The organism is Streptomyces alboniger, assembly GCF_008704395.1.
Taxonomy (GTDB): domain Bacteria; phylum Actinomycetota; class Actinomycetes; order Streptomycetales; family Streptomycetaceae; genus Streptomyces; species Streptomyces alboniger.
The window spans coordinates 4,738,322-4,756,718 of sequence record NZ_CP023695.1 but is presented as its reverse complement, the minus strand read 5'-3'; the positions used below and the strand labels follow the sequence as shown (position 1 = coordinate 4,756,718).

Sequence of the window (18,397 nt, the reverse complement as noted above, 5' to 3'; positions counted from 1 at the left end):
TGCCCCGGCCCTGTCAGGGAGCGTGCCGCAAGCGTCTCAGGGGCGATCTCAGGGTCGGACCAGGGTTTTCCCGACTGCCGCGGCGGGCCCCGGGCCGTCACCATGGACACATGACAGATCAGCAGCCCGCCGAGACGGAGACCGAGGCCGCCATCCGCGACGCCCTGTCCGGCGCGCATGGCGAGCCGGACGGCCCGGCGTACGGCCATGAGCCGGGCCTGCTCGCGCAGGAGCGGAAGTTCCACCGCGATCGCCCGCACAAAAGGCTCGGCGGGGTGTGCGCGGGGCTCGGGCGGTACTGCGACATGGACCCGGTGATCTTCCGCGTCGGCGTCGCGATCCTCGCGATCACCAGCGGACTCGGCCTGGTGATCTACGGCTTCGCCTGGCTCTTGGTGCCGTACGAGGGGGAGGAGGAGAACGAGGCACGCAAAGTCCTCTCGGGCCGCGTCGACGGCCAGGCCCTGACGGCCGTGCTCTTCGCGCTCGTCGGCTGCGGCGTCTTCCTCACCCTGTTGAACAACGGCGGAGCGCTCACCTTCGCCGCCGTCCTCACCCTCCTCCTCGCGGGCGCGGGGTACTGGTCGCAGCAGCGCGCGGCCCTCGATCCCGACCCGGTCTCCGCGCACGCCGCGGCGGACGCCCCGCCCGAGGCGAAGGCGCCGCCCGTCGCCGGGGGCCCGTCCTGGTGGCGTGACCCCATAGTCAAGGACGGCACGCACGACGGGATCTCCGGTTATTTCTGGGGACCCGAAGGCCTCGACATCGCCTACCAGCCGACGGGCCACCACCAGGGCGTGCACCGCACCAAGGCGGCGGCCCCCGCCCCGCCGCCCACGCCTCGCGGGCCGCGCTGGATCGGCGGTTGGGTGTTCCTCCTCGCGCTGCTCGCCGGTGGCCTCGGCACCGGCTTGACCTGGGAGGACCAGCCGCTCGGCACGACGTTGCAGACGGGCCTGGCGTGCGCCCTCGCGGTGTTCGGTCTCGGGATCGCGCTCAGCGCCTTCCTGGGACGCACGGGGGCGGGTTCGATCGTGCTCGCGGTGCTCACCGCGGGCCTCCTCGCGGCCACGGCGGCCCTGCCGAAGAACATCACCACGCATTACGCCCGCACCGACTGGATACCGGCGTCGGCGGCGGACGTCCGCCCGCGGTACGAGGTGGGTCTCGGCACGGGCACACTCGACCTGAGCAAGATCGACATCGGCAAGGGCCGGACACTGGAGACCAGCGCCGAGACCGGGATGGGCGACCTCAAGGTGATCGTGCCGAAGGACGCCACCGTTCGGCTGAACGCGGAAGTGGGCATCGGCGACATCGTGTTGCCGGGCGACGAGAGCAAAGACCTGGATATCGCTCCGGACCGGGAGAAGAGAGTGACGCTGAAGCCGCCCACGGGCAGCAAGGACGGCGGCACGATCGATCTGCGGCTCGAAGTAGGCGTCGGACTAGCGAAGGTGACCCGTGCTGCGTCATGAACTCCACCCCGGCAAGCTGGTGGCAGGCCTCTCCCTGCTGACGGTCGCCGTCGTGTACGCGGGTGATGCGGGCGGCGCCTGGGAAGCGCCGTGGTTCGTCGCACTCCCGCTCGTGATGGCGGGCCTGCTCCTGGCAGGCGTCACCGCGGCGATCCACGGAATACGCCCGCGCGGTGCGACCCGCCCGGACGGCAGCTCGGGCCGCCGAACACCGCGGGATTGAGGCTCTGCGCAGGGTTGGGGCGCTGCTGGACCGAGCCGCTCCCAACGCGGGGCGGGGCGGGCCGGGGGCCGCATGGAGCGGGGGCCGGTCGGATCGCCGACGCCTGCTAGAGCCTGCCGGGGCCTGCTACGGCTTGCTGGGCCTGGTGGAACCGTGGGGCTCTCCGCGGCGGGCGGCGAGCATGGCATCGACGGAGAAGACCAACGCCCCGGCGAGCACCAGCGGCAGCCACGCCATCAGATACGCGAGGTCGTTGCCGTAGTAGTAGGGGTCGGTGGACCAGCTGACGGTCAGCCAGAGGCTGAGTGAGATCAGCGCGCCGCCGAGTGCGGCGACCCGGGCGAAGAGGCCGATCAGGGTGCCGATGCCGACGACGAGTTCACCGAGGGCGATGGCGTAGCCGAAGCCCACGGGGTTCTTGAGGGAGAGGTCTACCAGGGCGGGGACCGCGGAGATGTCGCGGATCTGCTCCATCATCTGGCCGATCGAGCCCACTCCGTCCGCCCGCATGAAGGAGCTGTCCGTGAGCTTGTCGAGGCCGGCGTAGATGAAGGTGACGCCAAGGAAGATCCGCAAGGGGAGCAGGGCGTAGCGGGTGGCGGTCTCCCGCCAGCCGTCGCGCCGGGGGTAGCTGGTGTGCCGGTCCGTCCGCATGCCGTGAGCCATGGCACTCCGCCGCCTCTCCCATCGACCCCGTCTTCTGACCTTACGTACGAGAGGAGGCCGCTGCTCACCCGTCGTGCGACGGATTTCCACAACATCGACCGGGAGGCCCCGAGTCGGTGATCGAGAACCCAGGGGGGAGGCTTTAATGCGTCAGCCAAAGTGGTGCACGCCATGGCTGGGCTGGGACAACCGGTGGCTGGGCTCGATCAGCCGGTGGCGGATGTGGGATGGCCGATGGTCGAGGCCGTTGGTTCAGTCCGTGACGTCGATCGCCACGCGGTTCGTCTCCAGGCCCGCGGCGGTGACCACCTGGACGTCGACGCGGCCCGGCTCGACGTCGACGGGGACGGGCACGGTCAGCGTCACGTCGGCCGGATTGCTGAAGCCACCGGGCACGGGCACGAGGGGGACGTGGACGTGGACGGCACCGATGCGGACGACCATGCGGGCGAGGCGGTCCGCGTCACCCGCCCCGGGCGGGACGAAGCCCGCGCCGCGGATCTCGATGTCGTCGCCCGTGCGGATCGGTGCGTCGAGATCACCGGCCTCCCGCGCGCGGACGACGGAGAGGATCACGGGGCGGCCGCCTTCTGAGTACTTCCCCGCCAGATATGTCGCGGCCGACACCAGCACCAGTACGGCCAGCCCCCACGGCAGATCGGGCAGTTGCTCGGGCCGCCGCGCGAGGCGTACGGCGCTGAACACGACGGCGACGGCGCTGATCAGGACATACTGCGCGTCGGTGAAGCTGCCGCGGCCCGCGTCGTCGGTGAGCGGATCGGAGGCCCGCGGCCGGTCCGCGGGCACCTTCTGCAACCGCTGGCCCAGCACGCGCAGACCGACGACCCGGCGTACGAGGACGGCGACCCCGCACACCACGGCGAGGACGGTCACCATCCCGGCGGCACGGCCGAGTTCGAGCCCGGCGATCAGCTCGTCGCGCCGTCCGTTCCCCGAGGCCACGGCCAGCTGGCCGGCGAGGACAAGGACCGCGAAGACCACGAGGAGCACCCAGGAGGCGGCCACGGCACGCGAGGTGGAGAGCCGGTTGTCCTCGCCGACCACGGGCGCGAGGACACCGCCGCGCTCCCGGTGGACGTATGCCACGCCGGTCAGCAGTCCGCCCACCGCCAGCCCGGCGAGGAGCCCCGTCGTGCGCGCCGCGGTCCAGCCGGTGCCGATCGCGGTGAGCGCCTGGGTCAGGAGGAGTACGACGAAGGAGCCCCAGACGACACCGAGCGTGCGCGTCCACAGCCGCCGCAGCCACGCCTCCCCCTCGGCCCTGCCGCGTTCGGCGACGGCCCGCGCGGACTGCGTCAGCTCGTCCGACACCCACTGCCGCGACGCGCCCGCCGAGTGCGCGACGGCCGCGGGCAGGCCCTGCCCGGCCGCCAGTTCGTCGCGCTTGGTGAGGAACGCGGCCACGGCACGCCGGTGCCCCTCGCGCGCGCCGTGCGGGCAGCCACCGCACGTGCAGCCGCCCCCGTGCGCGCCCTGTCTCGCCTCCTGCACCGCCACCGCGTACGCCGCCTTCCCCACCCTCGGAGCCCCTGAGGGCCGTTGTGAACTTCCTTGCAGAGAAAGGGAATTGTGCCGCACTGAAGGGCGAATGAATCCCGTGGGTCAGGTCAGCGGGGGTGAATGGGCCAGCTGCGTGTTGACGGACGGGTGGCGGGTGGCCGGGGCCTCAGGTCAACAGGTCCGGTTCGCTGCGGCTGATGTCCTGCCACAGGGGCTGGTAGTTGATCCACGCGACCAGGTCGCCGCCGAGCTGCTCCCGCGTCTGTACCGCCTGTTTGTGGCCGATCAGCACCGGGCGGCCCGCGGCCCGGGCGCTCAGCTGGACCTGGCAGGAGCGTTCCATGGAGAGGAACCACCAGGCCGCGGCGTCGACGGAGTCGCCGACGGTGAGCAGGCCGTGGTTGCGCAGGATCACCGCTTTGTGGCCGCCGAGCGTGGAGGCGATCCTGCGCCCCTCCTCGGCGTTCACGACGACGCCCGTGTAGCCGTCGTACAGCGCGTGACTCTCGTAGAAGGCGCAGGCCTCCTGGGTGATCGGGTCGAGGAGTTCGCCCAGCGTGGAGAGCGCGCGGCCGTACATGGAGTGGCAGTGCGCGACGGCTACGACGTCGGGCCGCGCGAGATGCGCCTGGGCGTGGACGGTGAAGGCGGCCTGGTTGACGTGATAGCGCCCCTCGACCACCTGGCCGTCGGCGTTGGCGAGGACGAGGTCGCCCACGGTGACGTGCTTGAAGGGCATTCCGAACGGGTTCACCCAGAAGCAGTCCGGGTGTTCCGGGTCCCGTGCGGTGATGTGCCCGGAGACTCCGTCCTCGTAGCCGAGCCGTCCGAAGATCCGCAGGGCCCCGGCGAGCCGCTCCTTCCGATACCGCCGTTCGCCCTCCGGCGAGTCGTGCACGGGCGGCATCGCGAACCGCAACCGCTCGACGGGTATCGGCGTGGGTGCCTGCATAGGACCTCCATCCTCGGCTGTACGGAGCGGAAGTTGCCGGCGGTCCGCGCAGGAGGACAGGGGCGCCAGGTGAGAAGACTGGGGCGTCAGGGGAGAAGACAGGGGCGTCAGGTGAAGAGAGTGCGCGAGGGAGTCTCGATACCGGACAGAAGGTGTCGGGTATTGATGCCAGACTCGGCGTATGACGTCGAACTGGGCGGCCTTCGTTGCCGCGGAACCCGCTCTCGCCCGCACCGTCGAGGATCGATTCGGCGCCTTCACCCACCATGTCCTCGCCACGCTCCGCAAGGACGGCTCACCGCGGACCACGGGCATCGAAGTGCGTTTCCTCAACGGGGAGTTGTGGCTCGGCATGATGCCGGGCTCCCTCAAGGCGCTCGACCTGCGCCGCGACTCGCGGTTCGCGCTCCAGGCGAATCCCGGGTCCGGTACGGAGATGGCGGGCGGCGATGTCCGCGTCGCGGGCCGCGCGGTCGAGGTGCGGGACCCGCAGGAGATCGCGCGCTATGCGGAGGTGGTCAATCCGCCGGACCTGGACGCGTTCCACCTCTTCCGCGCCGAGCTGACGGAGGTGGTGCGCACGTACATCGAGGACGAGAAGTACCTGGCGGTGCAGCTCTGGAAGCCGGGTGCGCCGCTGCGCACGACTCGGCGGACGTGAGAACGCCGGTGCCGCCACTTCCGTTCGCGAAGTGGCGGCACCGGCGTTCAGAGAACCTCGGGGAGGACCGTGGTGGTCACTCCCACTCGATGGTGCCCGGCGGCTTCGACGTCACGTCGAGGACCACGCGGTTCACCTCGGCGACCTCGTTCGTGATGCGGGTCGAGATCTTCGCGAGGACGTCGTACGGCATGCGGGTCCAGTCGGCCGTCATGGCGTCCTCGGACGAGACGGGGCGCAGCACGATCGGGTGGCCGTAGGTGCGGCCGTCGCCCTGGACGCCGACGCTGCGGACGTCCGCGAGCAGCACGACCGGGCACTGCCAGATGTCCCGGTCGAGACCGGCCGCCGTCAGCTCCTCGCGGGCGATGGCGTCGGCCTCGCGCAGCAGGTCGAGGCGTTCCTTGGTGACCTCGCCGACGATGCGGATGCCGAGGCCGGGGCCGGGGAAGGGCTGGCGCTGGACGATCTCGTCGGGCAGGCCGAGCTCGGCGCCGACCATGCGGACCTCGTCCTTGAACAGCTTGCGCAGCGGCTCGATGAGCTTGAACTCGAGGTCCTCGGGGAGGCCGCCCACGTTGTGGTGGGACTTGATGTTCGCGGTGCCGGTGCCGCCGCCGGACTCGACCACGTCGGGGTAGAGCGTGCCCTGGACCAGGAACTCGACCGGCTGGTCGCCGGGGGCCTCGGCGACGATCTCCGCCTGGGCCTGCTCGAAGACCCGGATGAACTCGCGGCCGATGATCTTCCGCTTCTCCTCGGGGTCGGAGACCCCGGCGAGCGCGGCCAGGAACCGCTCCTGGGCGTCGACGACCTTGAGCTGTACGCCGGTCGCGGCGACGAAGTCCTTCTCGACCTGCTCGGTCTCGTCCTTGCGCATCAGGCCGTGGTCGACGTATACGCAGGTCAGCTGCGAGCCGATGGCCTTCTGGACGAGCGCCGCGGCGACGGCGGAGTCCACGCCGCCGGACAGGCCGCAGATGGCGCGCTTGGTGCCGACCTGCTCGCGGATCGCGGCGACCTGCTCGTCGATGACGTTGCCGGTCGTCCAGTCGGGCTTGAGGCCCGCGCCGCGGTAGAGGAAGTGCTCCAGGACCTGCTGGCCGTGCGTGGAGTGCATCACCTCGGGGTGGTACTGCACGGCGTACAGCTTCTTTTCGTCGTCCTCGAAGGCGGCGACCGGTACGACGTCCGTGGACGCGGTGACGGTGAAGCCCTCGGGCGCCGCGCTGCACGCGTCGCCGTGCGACATCCACACGGACTGCTCGGTCGGGGTGCCCTCGAAGAGGGTGGAGCTGGGCTTGGAGACGGTCAGGGGCGTCCGTCCGTACTCACGCGCGCCGTTGTCGTCGACGGTGCCGCCGAGCGTGGTCGCCATCAGCTGGAAGCCGTAGCACATGCCGAAGACGGGGACGCCGGCCTCGAACAGGCTGCGGTCGACGGTGGGCGCGTGCTCCGCGTACACCGACGAGGGGCCGCCGGAGAGGATGATCGCCGCCGGCTTCTTGGCGAGCATCTCGGAGACGGGCATCGTGCTCGGCACGATCTCGCTGTAGACCCGGGCCTCACGGACGCGACGGGCGATGAGCTGGGCGTACTGCGCTCCGAAGTCGACGACCAGAACGGTGTCGGGAGCGGCGGCAGCGTGGGGCGCTGATGGCACGGCGGCGGCCTTCCGGCGTTGAGCGTTGAGCGAGAGGCTCAGTGCGTGTGCAGGGGGTCTGTTTTGTCGATTCTACCGGGCCCGGGGGGACCTCCTTCGTCGCATCCGACGGACTCCGCGCCGGGAAGCACTCCGAGGTGCACCCCCGGGAGCGCGCCAAGGAGCGCCCCCGGACAGGCGTCTCAGCATGCGAGCGGCCCGCCGTATCCGATTGACCCGGCACGCGCGCGTGAGGGCATACTGGCCCCGTGAACAAGCACCTCGGCTTCCTCTTTACCTATGGCACCCGGCCCGCCGGCTGCCATGGTCGAGCTGCTTGATCCACTGACAAGCGACTTCCCAGGCGCCCCGGGCCGACAAGGCCCGGGGCGCTCTGTCGTTTCCGGGCCTCATCACTCCGGGGCACCTCGCCCGCGAGAACCCCAGGAATCACAAGGAGCCCCGCATGCCCGCCACCGCCACCTCCGCAGCCACCGCCACCTCCGTTGCCTCCGTCGCTTCCGCCACCTCCCTCGCTTCCGCGACCGCTGAGAAGACCGGCGCCCGCACGCCCGAGGCCGTCGGCGTGATCGAGAACGCCCGTGAGCGGATCGACGCGCTCGACGACCGCATCATCGGGCTCGTCCAGGAACGGATGGCCGTCTCGGCCGTGATCCAGGAGGCCCGCATCACCTCGGGCGGGCGCCGCGTCAGCCTCTCCCGCGAGATGGAGGTCCTCGGCCACTACAGGGACGCGCTCGGCAAGCCCGGCACGACGCTCGCGATGACGCTTCTGGAGCTGTGCCGGGGCCGCGTCTGACCTCCGTCACCCCCGGGCGCGACCGCCCGGTCGCCTGCGGATCTGAGTTCGGGTCGCTTCTCACCCGTACGGCGCGTGACCGGGTCCGGGCGGGCTTCGTTGGTCCCGATGTCCGTCTCAGCCAGGGGCGGGCCCGCAAGAACCACGCGTGGCTCCGCTGGAGCGATGAGGCGTACGGCTCGTGTCGTACGCCGTGGGACCTCGCTCCAGCGATGTGACCGGACGGCAGGGGACAGCAGCCCGGTCACCCAAGAGAACGGTCGGCTCCGGGGACGCCCGGGGTCGGCCGGCCTCCGTCCCGACTCCCCTGCGCCACCCCCGCATCCCCCTGCCATCCCACCCCTTTACCTATAGATGTGGTCGAAACGGTTGCGCCCCCGACAACCCATCGAGCACGATGCCTAGGAGGGCGGACAGCTTCCGGGCCCCCGTCCACCACCGCACTGCCAATGGTCGATACCACGCGAGCGCCCCCAGTGCGCCGGGTCGGCCACCGGCGCACTGAACCACCGGCCCGCCGAAGAACCAGCGGCGCACTCCCCCAGCGCCGCCCCGCGGCACCGACGCTGCCCTGACGTCGGTGCTGACAGCCAAGGGCCCCGCGGATCCGTCCCGCGGGGCCCTTCGCTCTGCACCGAACCAGGAGGGCTACAGCTTCGCGAGCTTGTCGACCTGCGCGTCGACGATCTTGGTCGGCACGCCGAACTCCTTCGGCTTGAGCAGGTTGATCGAGTAGAAGGCGGCGAGCGTCGAACCACTGCGTACGACGGTGAAGCTCATCGGCGTCTTCTGGCCCTCGATGAGACCCACGACCTTGTACGAGACGGCCTCGTCGCCCGACTTCGGGGCGGGCAGGGCGGCGACCTCGCGGTACTTGGAACCGGCGTGCTCGTACGCGTCGCAGTTCTTGGTGGCCGTACGAAGATCGTCCATGACCTTCTCCGCGTCGCCCTTCTCGTGGGCGAGCAGCGCGAGCGTGATGATCGTGGCGTCCAGCTCGTCGGGGCCGGTCATGGTCCGGCCGACGCGGGCCTTGGACGCCGGGTCGGTGGCGAGCATGAACATGTTCGCGAGCGGCTGGCACGTGGCCGGTTCGGAAGGCACGGTCTGGGCGGGCATGTCCGCGGCGGACAGCTTCTCCAGCTTGTAGCCCTTGAGGTCGCCCTTGGCGAGTATCGCCTTCTCCAGGTCGGCGGTGGTCAGCGCACCCGACTTCTCGCCGGCCGGCTTCGCGCCCTTCGCGCCCTTCTCACCCCCGGAACCTTGCGCGGACTTGGCCGGTTCCGACGACTTCTTGCCGTCGTCGTCGCTGCCACACGCTGCGGTCAGGCCCAGCGCGACCGTGACGGACGCGGCCACGACGGCCCGAGACACAGATGACTTCACGTTTCCTACCTTCACTCGCACGGCGTGGGCGACGGCCCACGCCGAGGCGAAATGAAAGCTGCAAACACGCCATCTTTTCCAGCGATTTGCATAACGATCGGAAACCGCCGGAAAGGTTGTACGCGGCGCGTGTGAGTTTGGGGATGGTGGCGTCGGGGCCGGGCAGGGCGGCGAGCGGGGCACATACCGGGTTGCACCACGCCCGCCTGGGACTTCACCAGCCCCAGACCCAGAACCGGAACGGGCTGAGCACCGCGATAGCCAGGGCCATGCAGCCGATCACGATCACCACGCTCCACACACGGCGGCGGCGCTCGGAGCGTGCGTCCCGGCGCGGGCCCACGGGCGCCGAGCGCCAGTCGTCGGGCCGCCATCGCACGGATTCGGCATCGCGCCTCGCGCGTCTGCGGCGCAACCGCCCGGCCCGCTGCACCTGCTGGCGCGCGGCCTCCTCGTCCAGGCGACGCAGCCTTTCGGCCACCATGCGGGCCCGCGCGGACGGCTCCTTCGGCGCGGACGAGCGGATGTCCCGCTCGCTGTCCTTCTCGAACTTCTCCCACACCTCGTCGGGTATGGCCAACGCTGTTCCCTCCCCGTATCTCTCCATCACCCCCTCGTGCGGGGGCAGTTCTACGGCACCCCGTCCGGGCGGCACAAGCGATGTGACTCACGCCATATAAGGGTTCTGTGAAAGCGAAGACAACCATTCCCAGGGGTCGCAGGTCATGCATGCAGTAACAACGACCACATCCGCGCTGCCGACCGGGCGGCGCGCCGGACTTCTTGAGGACTTCATGAAGCTTCGCCGTGCCATGGCAGCAGCGGCCGTTACTGCTGTCATAGCTCCGATGGCGCTCCTGTCCGCTCCCGGCGCGTTCGCTGTCGAGGGCGCCGAGCCCGCCGAGTCCGCCCCGGCTTCAGACCCGACTCCGGACCCGAAGCTCGACCCGGCCAAGAAGCCCACCCTGCCGAAGCCCCCGGCCGACAAACCCCCGACGAAGGCCGAGGAGCCGGGGGATCCGGATGAGCCGGAAAACCCGGAAGACCCGGAAGAGCCCGGCGAGCCGGGCGATGAGCCCACCGAGCACGGCTCGGAGGACGAGCGGGAGCCGCAGCCCGTCGACTGCCCGGTCAACGACAAGGGCGTCGACCCCGACTCCGAGCTGGAGATCGATCTCGCCGGCCTGCCCGGCAAGATCGTCGCGGGCAGTGGCTGGCACCGGTTCGAGCTGACCGCCACCAACCCCACCGCGGAGGCGTTCGGCGAGGTCAAATGGCTTGTGACCGTGTACAACGACTTGTACAGCGAGGACGAGCGGGACCATGTGAGCACGTACTCCGAGCTCCAGTTCATCGACCCCGAGACCAAGGCCTGGAAGTCGGTCGACGAGTTCCCTGCCCACGGTGTCATCGAGCTGGGCGCCGAGGAGACGGTCGACATCCAGCTGCGGCTCAAGGTCAGCGCCGATGCCCCGATCGGCAAGGCCTACGCGACGGGCGTCGGCCATTACGTCGACTCCGAGCTGGACTGCACGCACAACTCGGCCGACGAGGACCCGCTGAAGATCCTCAAGCCCGGCAGCGAGAACAAGCATCCGGGCACGCCGAAGCCGACCAAGAAGCCGACCAAGAAGCCGTCCGTCGTCACGCAGCCGCAGGGCGGCGCCAAGGACCTTCCTGTGACCGGCAGCCTCGCCGACACCGGGTCGAGCTCGGCGCTGCCGGCCATCGGCCTCATCGGTGGCGCCGCCGTGGTCATCGGCGCGGGCGCGGTGTTCGTCGTACGCCGCCGCAAGGGCGACACCGCCGGGTAGCAGCGGCCGCCGTACAACAGCGGCACCCAAGCACGCGGAAGGACCTGCGCTCGGAGGGGGGCGCAGGTCCTTACGTGTATCCAGCTGCACGAAGGTGGACGTGGCGGACGTACGCCTACTTCTTGGGCGGCACCGCCGGCATCCCCAGGAACGGCAGCTTCAGCGCGCCGAACGCGTCCGCCGGGACCACCGGGGTCTTCGGTTCCACGGCCGCGAGCCGCACATACCGCTCGCCCTGCGCCGGACGCGGGTCCTCGCCGCCCTTGTTGGGCCAGAACGACATCGCCCGCTCGGCCTGCGCGGTGATCGTCAGGGACGGGTTCACGCCGAGGTTCGCGGAGACCGCGGCGCCGTCGACGACCGAGATCCCCGGGTGGCCGTAGAGCCGGTGGTAGGGGTCGATGACACCTGTGTCGGCCGAGTCGCCGATGGGGCAGCCGCCGAGGAAGTGGGCGGTCAGCGGGGTGCCCATCAGCTCGCCGATGTTCGAACCCGCGAAGCCGTTGATCTCCTTCGACAGGAGTGTCGCCGCGCGCGTGGCCTCGGGTATCTGGTCGGGGTTGGGCGCGCCGTGGCCCTGACGGGCGGTGAGCAGGCCCTTCCCGATCCCCTTCTCCTTGCGGTACGTGGACAGGGAGTTGTCGAGCGACTGCATGACCAGGCCGATGATGACCCGCTCCGACCAGCGCCGGTTGGAGAGCGAGCGGACCAGGAGCATGGGGTGGCGGGCGACGTTGCCGAGCCAGCCGGTGACCCGCGCCTTGCCGCCCTTCGCGCTGTACGGGACCTGGAGCACGGTCAGGCTGCCCATGGCGTTGGACTTCTTGCCGTAGCGGACGGGTTCGATGTGCGTGTTCTCGTCCGGGTGGATCGACGAGGTGATCGCGACGCCCTTGGTGAAGTCGAGCTTCTGCCCGCCGTGCCGCTTGCGGTAGCGGCGCTCGGTGGTCTGGGCGCCCACCAGGGCCTCGGAGTTGGTGCGGGTCATCGTGCCGAGCCGCGAGGAGATGCGCGGGAGCAGGCCGCTGTCCTTCATGCGGTGCAACAGCGTCTGCGTGCCGTAGGTACCGGCGGCGACGACGACCCTGGGGGCCGTGAAGACCCGGCCCCTGCCCTTGCGCTTGTCGTCCGTGGGCAGCGTCGCCACGGCGTAGCCGCCCCGCGAGTCCTCCGTGAGGGAGACCACCGACGTCATCGGGTGGATGACCGCCCCGGCCTTCTCCGCCAGGTACAGGTAGTTCTCGTTGAGGGTGTTCTTCGCGCCGTGCCGGCACCCGGTCATGCACTCGCCGCACTCGGTACAGGCGCGCCGCGAGGGGCCCGCGCCGCCGAAGTAGGGGTCGGGGACCTCCGCGCCGGGCCGCGCCGTCGACGTACCGTCCGCGTCGTCCTCGTCGCCGAAGAAGACGCCGACGGGCGCCATGTGGAACGTGTCCCCGACGCCCATCTCCTCGGCGGTGGCCTTCAGATGGACGTCCGATGGCGTGGTCGTCGGGTTGAGCCGTACGCCGAGCATGCGCTTGGCCTGCTCGTAGTAGGGGCTCAGTTCGTCGTGCCAGTCCGTGATGTTCTTCCACTGCGGGTCGTTGAAGAACGGGGCGGGCGGTACGTAGAGGGTGTTGGCGTAGTTGAGCGAGCCGCCGCCGACTCCGGCGCCCGCGAGGACCATCACGTTGCCGAGCAGGTGTATGCGCTGGATGCCGAAGAGGCCGAGGGCCGGGGCCCAGAGGTAGTTCTTCAGGTCCCAGGAGTTCTTCGGCAGCGTCGCGCGCGTGAAGCGGCGGCCGGCTTCGAGGACGCCGACGCGGTAGCCCTTCTCCGTCAGGCGCAGCGCGGACACCGCGCCGCCGAAGCCGCTGCCTACGACGATGACGTCGTAGTCGTACGCGTCGCCGGGCACGTCGGTGCCCTGGTTCTGGGCAGAGCTCTCCTGTGACATCGACCTCTCCTCGTCAAATTGCCCGCGGGCCGTCCGTGGTTGCTCGCGCAGTTCCCCGCGCCCCTTACGGGACGCTGCTAGCGCAGTCGGAGCGCCTTCATGACCTTGAGGCTCGTGCTCATGAACGCCGCGTACTTCTCGTCGTCCAGACCGAAGGACGGGGCCAGCGGCATGAGCCGCTGCTGGGCGACGGTCTGCGCCTCGGTGAACTTGAGGATGCCCTCGGAGCCGTGCCGGCGGCCGAGGCCCGATTCCTTCATGCCGCCCATCGGGGACTGCACGCTGCCGTAGGCGGGCGCGTACCCCTCGTTGATGTTCACCGTGCCGGTGCGCAGCCGGGCGGCGATCGCGCGGCCGCGGCTGCCGTCCTTCGTCCAGACCGAGGAGTTCAGGCCGTACGGCGTGGAGTTGGCGAGTTCGATCGCCTCGTTCTCGTCCGTGAAGCGGTAGAGGGAGACGACCGGGCCAAACGTTTCCTCAACGCGGACCGCCATCGGGGCCTCGACGTTGTCCAGGATCGTCGGCTCGTAGAAGTAGGGGCCGATGTCCGGGCGCGCGACGCCGCCCGCGACGAGCGTGGCACCCTTGGCGAGGGCCTCCTCGACGTGCCGGGTCACGGTCTCCAGCTGCCGCTCGCCGACCAGCGATCCCATGTCGGCGCCGTACGCGAGGGACGTGCCGAGCCGCATCGCCCTCGTCCGCTCGGCGAAGCGCTCCACGAACCGGTCGGCGATCGACTCATGGACGTACAACCGCTCGATGGAGATGCACAGTTGGCCCGCGGAGGAGAAGCAGGCGCGCACCGCGCCCGCCGCGGCCTTGTCGATGTCGGCGTCGTGCAGGACCAGCATCGCGTTCTTGCCGCCCAGTTCGAGCGATACGCCGACCAGGCGGGCCGCGGCGCCCTGGGCGACCTCGCGGCCCGTGCGCGTGGAGCCGGTGAAGGAGACGTAGTCGGCGTGCTTGACGATCTCCGGGCCGACGACCGGGCCGTCGCCGAGGACGACCTGGAAGACCTCGGACGGCAGGCCCGCCTCGATGATCAGGTCTCGGGCCCACAGTGCGGTGAGGCAGGTCTCCGTGTCGGGCTTCATCACGAGCGCGTTGCCCGCGACGAGGGCGGGCAGCGCGTCGCCGATGGAGAGTTCGAGGGGGTAGTTCCAGGGGGCTATCTGCCCAACGACTCCGCGGGGCTGGCGGTTCTCGGTGACCTTGGTGAGGGCCGGGACGACGCCGGTGTGCCGCTTGGGGCTCAGGTAGGAGGGGGCCTTGCGGCCGTAGTGCCGGGCGGCGACCACGACGGCCTGGATCTCCTCGTGCGCGTGGAGGCGGGTCTTGCCGGTCTCCAGCTGGATCAGGTCGAGCACCTCGGCCTGACGCTGGAGCACCAGGTCGTGGAAGCGGAGCAGCACGGCGGCGCGCTGCCGTACGGGCGTCCTGGCCCAGGCGATCTGAGCGGTGCGGGCCCGCTGGAAGGCGGTGGCCACGTCCTCGGGGGTGGACTCGGGCAGGTCGGCCAGCTTCTCGCCGGTGAGCGGCGTGTGGTTGGCCGTGTGCCCCGAACCGATGACGTCACGGGTGAGCTGGGCTATCAGCTCGGGCGTGACCACGTCGGCGGCGGTGCGCGCGCCTGCGGGGGCCGGGGCGGTCGGGTTCGTTCCGAGGGGCGCTGCGGTGGCCTGCGAGTCCGTCATGCTCGTGAGAGTAGGCCTACGTCAGAGTTTTGGGTACCCATCGGTAATGGGCTTCACCGGCCACTCGCACGGCGCCAGTGATTGCTGGCGACAAAGCCGCTGATCAGGGCGTTGTCGCCAGCGAGGCGGGGTGTCGGAGGGGCGTGACGTCAGCGGGACGAATTCTCAGAGCCGGTCGAGTTCCAGATCGGCGATGGCCGTCTCGGCGACCTCGCGGCCGCGGGCGGTGAAGTCGCCCTTGCCCGGGTAGCTCACGAGCAGCTTGTACATGTCCCCGCCCTTCGTCTTGTAGTAGAAGGCCTTGAGCTCGCGCGGGAGGGGGTTCTCGCTGTCCGTGGTGGAGTAGACGACGGTGTTCTCCGCGGCCTTCTCCCCCTTGAACTCGGTCTCCTTGGGGTCGCTCCTCGGAGCGGGGTCGGAGGCCATGCCCATGGTGTAGTTGCCGGACTCCTTGAAACCGGCGTCGTCGTCGTACATCTCGGCGGCCGCGGTCGCGGCGATCTCGCCGCTGGTGTTCTCGGACTTCTTCAGGAGGGAGAGGCTGATCCAGACGCTGCCGCTCGGGTCGGTGTACCGGACCCAGTGCTCCTTCTCGTTGGAGTTGTCGTCCTCGGCCTTCCGGTAGCCGGCGGGTGCGGCGACGGTCGCCGCCAGCTCCTTCGCCTCGTGCTTCCGCCACCCCTCGGCGTCCTTCGAACCGGCGAACGGGTTCAGCGCCACCAGCACGCCCGCCGCTACGGCCACGACGACCACCCCGGCGATGACGGACAGCGCCTTGCGGCTCAGGAAGACCCCCTTGCCGTTCCGTCCGTCACCGCCGCCCGCGACCGTGACGACCTGCGTGGGCGCCGGCTGCGGGGGCCTCGCCGCCTCCTCCAGGAGGGTGCGGACCCGCGCGGCGTCGGGACGGTGTGCGGGGTCCTTGGCCAGCAGGCCGTTGATCGCCTCGGCGAGCGGGCCGGAGGCGGAGGCGGGCGCGGCGGGCGTCGCGTTGAGGACGGACTGGAGCGTCGCCGGGGTGTTGTTGCGGCGGAACGGTGAGACGCCCTCCGTCGCCGCGTACAGGACGACACCCAGCGACCAGAGGTCGGAGGCCGGGCCGGGGCGCTGGCCCAACACCCGCTCCGGGGCGATGAACTCGGGGGAGCCGACGAAGCCGCCGGTGTCGGTCAGACTGGTCTCGCCCTCGATCTGGGCGATGCCGAAGTCGGTGAGGACGACCCGGTCGTGCCTGCCGAGCATGACGTTGTCCGGCTTCACGTCACGGTGCAGGATGCCCGCCTGGTGCGCGGCGTCCAGGGCGTTCAGGACGTCGAGGCCGATGCGCGCGGCATCACGGGCGCCCAGCGTGCCCTCCTGGAGCGCGGCGCCGAGCGAGCGGCCCTGGACCAGCTCCATCACGATCCACGGCTGCCCGTCCTCGACCGCCACGTCGTGGACGTTCACGACGGCGGGATGGTCGAGGCGGGCCGCGGCGCGTGCCTCGCGGCGCATCCGCTCAAAGGCGTTGGCGCGTTCGCGCTCGGGCAGGTGGTCGGGGAGGCGCGGCTCCTTCACGGCGACCTCGCGGTCCACCGTCTCGTCCTTGGCGCGCCACACCGTGCCCATGCCGCCGTGGCCGAGCTTGGCCAGCAGCCGGTAGCGGCCCGCGATCAGCCGGCCCGCGCCGGGGTCGGGCTCGGACGGCTGGTTCGGCACGGCAGGGGTGGGCTGGGCGTAGGGGTTGCCGGGCTGCCCGGGAGCGCCGGGTTGTCGCGGTGGCCGCAGGCCGTAGCTGGTGGGCTCGTACGGGCCGTATGAGGTGCCCCCGTCATTACTCATGCCCCCATGACTACCGCGCCGGGCACCTCTGTTTCCAGCCAGGCCCCCCACTTGTGACCTGCGTGATGCGCACGACCGCACCGAGGCGCGCCGCAGGGCTCCCGCTGACGGCGTACGAACGTGACGCGCGCTACCGGCGTACGAACGTATCGACCGCCGTGTCGAAGTACTTCCGCGTCTGCTCCGCCTGCTCCGCCGGGCCCGAGACCCACACGTCGTACATCCTGCCGCCCTCCTCCCAGCACAGGTCGTACGTGTGCCGCTCGCCCTGCGTCTTGCTGGCGCCGTCCCACGTGAACTCCCACAGGGCGGCAGGCCTGCCGTTGCGCGTGGTCTCGGTGACCTCGCTGTTGCGGTAACCGGGGTTGTTCCGCGGCCCCTCGGTGTCGGCGCGGCGCTGCGCGGCGAGCGGGCCACCCGGCTCGGGGTCCGCCTCCTTGATGCCGATGCGGTAGGTGCCGCTCGGCGAGACGTAGAAGATCCGCCGCCCGTCCGTCTCCCGCATGAATCCCTTCGGTACGGCGATCGTGAAGCCCTCGGGGTCCTTCGCCAGCCGGTAGCCGTCGGGCGGCTGGGGCGTGGAGGGCCCAGGCGTGGACGGCCTGGGCGTACGCGTGCCCTGAGTGACCGTCACCGTGGGGGTCGCCCTGCTGACGGTGGTGGAGGGTGAGGCCGAGTTCGACGGCGTACCGCCGCCCCCGTCCCTGCCCAGAAGGAGCGCGGTCGCCGAGACCCCGGCCCCGGCCACGGCCGCCACCAGCGCCGCGGCGATCAGCATGACCCGGCTCTGACGGCTCCGCGGCCGGGCGGACTCGGCGCGGCCCGGCGGCAGTTCGCGGCGCGCTCCGATGAAGCCGCCGTGCGAGGCCGGGCCGCCGTTTCCGGGCCGCTCGGGCATGCGTCCCGTCTCGACGTACGCCCGCAGCAGCCGTTCCGCCTGCGCCGCGTCCAGGCGCCGCCGCGGGTCGCGTTCCAGGAGGCCGAGGACTGCGGGGAGGAGCGGCGCCGCGCTGTCCGCTGGGCGTATCTCCTCGTAGACGACCGCGTGCAGGACGCCGCCGATGGAGTCCCTGCGGAAGGGCGACTCACCGGCGAGCGCGGTGACGAGCAGCGCGCCGAGCGACCACAGGTCGGACTCGGGGCCGGTCTGCTCGCCCGCGATGCGCTCGGGCGCGGTGTACTCGGGGGAGCCCACGAACGACCCCACTTCCGTGAGTGTCGTCGCCCCGGTGACCTGCGCGATCCCGAAGTCGGTGAGGACGACACGGCCGGTGGCCCGCTCCAGGAGCACGTTGGCGGGCTTGAGGTCGCGGTGCAGGATGCCCGCCTCGTGGGCGGTGCTCAGCGCGCCGAGGAGGTCGATGCCCATGCGGGCGACGGTGTCCGCGTCGATCGGCCCGTGCCGCGCGATGCGCGCCGCCAGCGAACCGCCGTCGATCAACTCCATGACGATGAACGGCTGTTCGTCCTCCACGACCACGTCGTGCACGACGACGATGTGCGGATGCCGCAGCTGCGCGACAGCACGCGCCTCGCGCAGGGACCGCTCGTGCTGCTGTGTGGCCTCGGTGTCGGAGAGCGTCTCGTCCCGCTCCAGTTCCTTGACGGCGACCTGCCGCCCGAGGAGCAGGTCGGCGGCGCGCCACACGACCCCCATGCCGCCCCGGCCGAGCCGCGCCTCCAGGCGGTAGCGGCCCGCGATCACACGGTCGCTGCTCCCACCTGCGCGGTCTCCCAGGCTCCCCATGCGGCCATCATGCCCCACAGGTGTGCGAACGGA

General features: G+C 70.9%; 15 protein-coding genes. 5 read left to right on the top strand and 10 right to left on the bottom strand.

Annotated elements, in window-relative coordinates; translation table 11 throughout:
* The first annotated feature begins 110 nt into the window (after positions 1-110).
* Both CP975_RS21370 and CP975_RS21365 read left to right on the top strand, forming a co-directional pair.
* A complete protein-coding gene (locus CP975_RS21370; protein WP_055533429.1) occupies positions 111-1,478 on the top strand; it encodes a PspC domain-containing protein in 1,368 nt (455 codons plus the stop codon).
* Positions 1,465-1,701, top strand: coding sequence for a hypothetical protein (locus tag CP975_RS21365; RefSeq protein WP_055533428.1), 237 nt, complete (start codon positions 1,465-1,467; stop codon positions 1,699-1,701). Before CP975_RS21370 ends, CP975_RS21365 begins: the two co-directional genes overlap by 14 nt.
* A gap of 126 nt (positions 1,702-1,827) precedes the next feature.
* Here the strand turns inward: CP975_RS21365 and CP975_RS21360 are convergent, their stop codons facing one another.
* The 3 genes from CP975_RS21360 to CP975_RS21350 form a co-directional block, all read right to left on the bottom strand.
* A complete protein-coding gene (locus CP975_RS21360; protein WP_055527078.1) occupies positions 1,828-2,367 on the bottom strand; it encodes a DoxX family protein in 540 nt (179 codons plus the stop codon).
* A gap of 252 nt (positions 2,368-2,619) precedes the next feature.
* Positions 2,620-3,885 (bottom strand): hypothetical protein, encoded by a 1,266-nt coding sequence (locus CP975_RS21355; RefSeq protein WP_055527085.1) that lies wholly within the window; start codon positions 3,883-3,885, stop codon positions 2,620-2,622.
* Positions 3,886-4,054: 169 nt separating this feature from the next.
* Positions 4,055-4,840 (bottom strand): class II aldolase/adducin family protein, encoded by a 786-nt coding sequence (locus tag CP975_RS21350; protein WP_055527080.1) that lies wholly within the window; start codon positions 4,838-4,840, stop codon positions 4,055-4,057.
* A gap of 181 nt (positions 4,841-5,021) precedes the next feature.
* Here CP975_RS21350 and CP975_RS21345 point away from each other — a divergent pair, with 181 nt between their 5' ends.
* Positions 5,022-5,501 (top strand): pyridoxamine 5'-phosphate oxidase family protein, encoded by a 480-nt coding sequence (locus CP975_RS21345; protein WP_055527082.1) that lies wholly within the window; start codon positions 5,022-5,024, stop codon positions 5,499-5,501.
* 76 nt (positions 5,502-5,577) lie between these two features.
* Here CP975_RS21345 and guaA read toward each other — a convergent pair whose 3' ends face one another.
* Positions 5,578-7,164 carry a glutamine-hydrolyzing GMP synthase gene (gene guaA, locus CP975_RS21340; RefSeq protein WP_055527083.1) on the bottom strand — a complete coding sequence of 529 codons (1,587 nt, stop codon included), beginning with the start codon at positions 7,162-7,164 and terminating at the stop codon, positions 5,578-5,580.
* 445 nt (positions 7,165-7,609) lie between these two features.
* Here guaA and CP975_RS21335 point away from each other — a divergent pair, with 445 nt between their 5' ends.
* Positions 7,610-7,963 carry a chorismate mutase gene (locus CP975_RS21335; RefSeq protein ID WP_150477227.1) on the top strand — a complete coding sequence of 118 codons (354 nt, stop codon included), beginning with the start codon at positions 7,610-7,612 and terminating at the stop codon, positions 7,961-7,963.
* 648 nt (positions 7,964-8,611) lie between these two features.
* Here the strand turns inward: CP975_RS21335 and CP975_RS21330 are convergent.
* Together CP975_RS21330 and CP975_RS21325 are read right to left on the bottom strand one after the other, a co-directional pair.
* Positions 8,612-9,349, bottom strand: coding sequence for a hypothetical protein (locus CP975_RS21330; RefSeq protein ID WP_246201582.1), 738 nt, complete (start codon positions 9,347-9,349; stop codon positions 8,612-8,614).
* A 214-nt stretch (positions 9,350-9,563) separates the two neighbouring features.
* The gene (locus CP975_RS21325) at positions 9,564-9,929 is read right to left on the bottom strand and encodes a hypothetical protein (protein WP_199783073.1); all 366 of its coding nucleotides are present in this window, start codon (positions 9,927-9,929) and stop codon (positions 9,564-9,566) included.
* A gap of 268 nt (positions 9,930-10,197) precedes the next feature.
* On the opposite strand from CP975_RS21325, the gene CP975_RS21320 reads away from it, so the two are divergent.
* A complete protein-coding gene (locus tag CP975_RS21320; RefSeq protein WP_246201581.1) occupies positions 10,198-11,163 on the top strand; it encodes an LPXTG cell wall anchor domain-containing protein in 966 nt (321 codons plus the stop codon).
* A 115-nt stretch (positions 11,164-11,278) separates the two neighbouring features.
* Here the strand turns inward: CP975_RS21320 and CP975_RS21315 are convergent, their stop codons facing one another.
* The 4 genes from CP975_RS21315 to CP975_RS21300 all read right to left on the bottom strand — a co-directional run bounded on the left by CP975_RS21315 (position 11,279) and on the right by CP975_RS21300 (position 18,364).
* On the bottom strand, positions 11,279-13,102 hold the full coding sequence (locus CP975_RS21315; protein WP_055532339.1) for a GMC oxidoreductase: 1,824 nt from the start codon (positions 13,100-13,102) through the stop codon (positions 11,279-11,281).
* 77 nt (positions 13,103-13,179) lie between these two features.
* Positions 13,180-14,796, bottom strand: coding sequence for a succinic semialdehyde dehydrogenase (locus tag CP975_RS21310; protein WP_055532337.1), 1,617 nt, complete (start codon positions 14,794-14,796; stop codon positions 13,180-13,182).
* A gap of 165 nt (positions 14,797-14,961) precedes the next feature.
* Positions 14,962-16,617 (bottom strand): serine/threonine-protein kinase, encoded by a 1,656-nt coding sequence (locus tag CP975_RS21305; protein WP_055532334.1) that lies wholly within the window; start codon positions 16,615-16,617, stop codon positions 14,962-14,964.
* Positions 16,618-16,747: 130 nt separating this feature from the next.
* Positions 16,748-18,364, bottom strand: a complete 1,617-nt coding sequence (locus tag CP975_RS21300; RefSeq protein ID WP_055532332.1) for a serine/threonine-protein kinase — start codon at positions 18,362-18,364, stop codon at positions 16,748-16,750.
* Between the last annotated feature and the right edge of the window lie 33 nt (positions 18,365-18,397).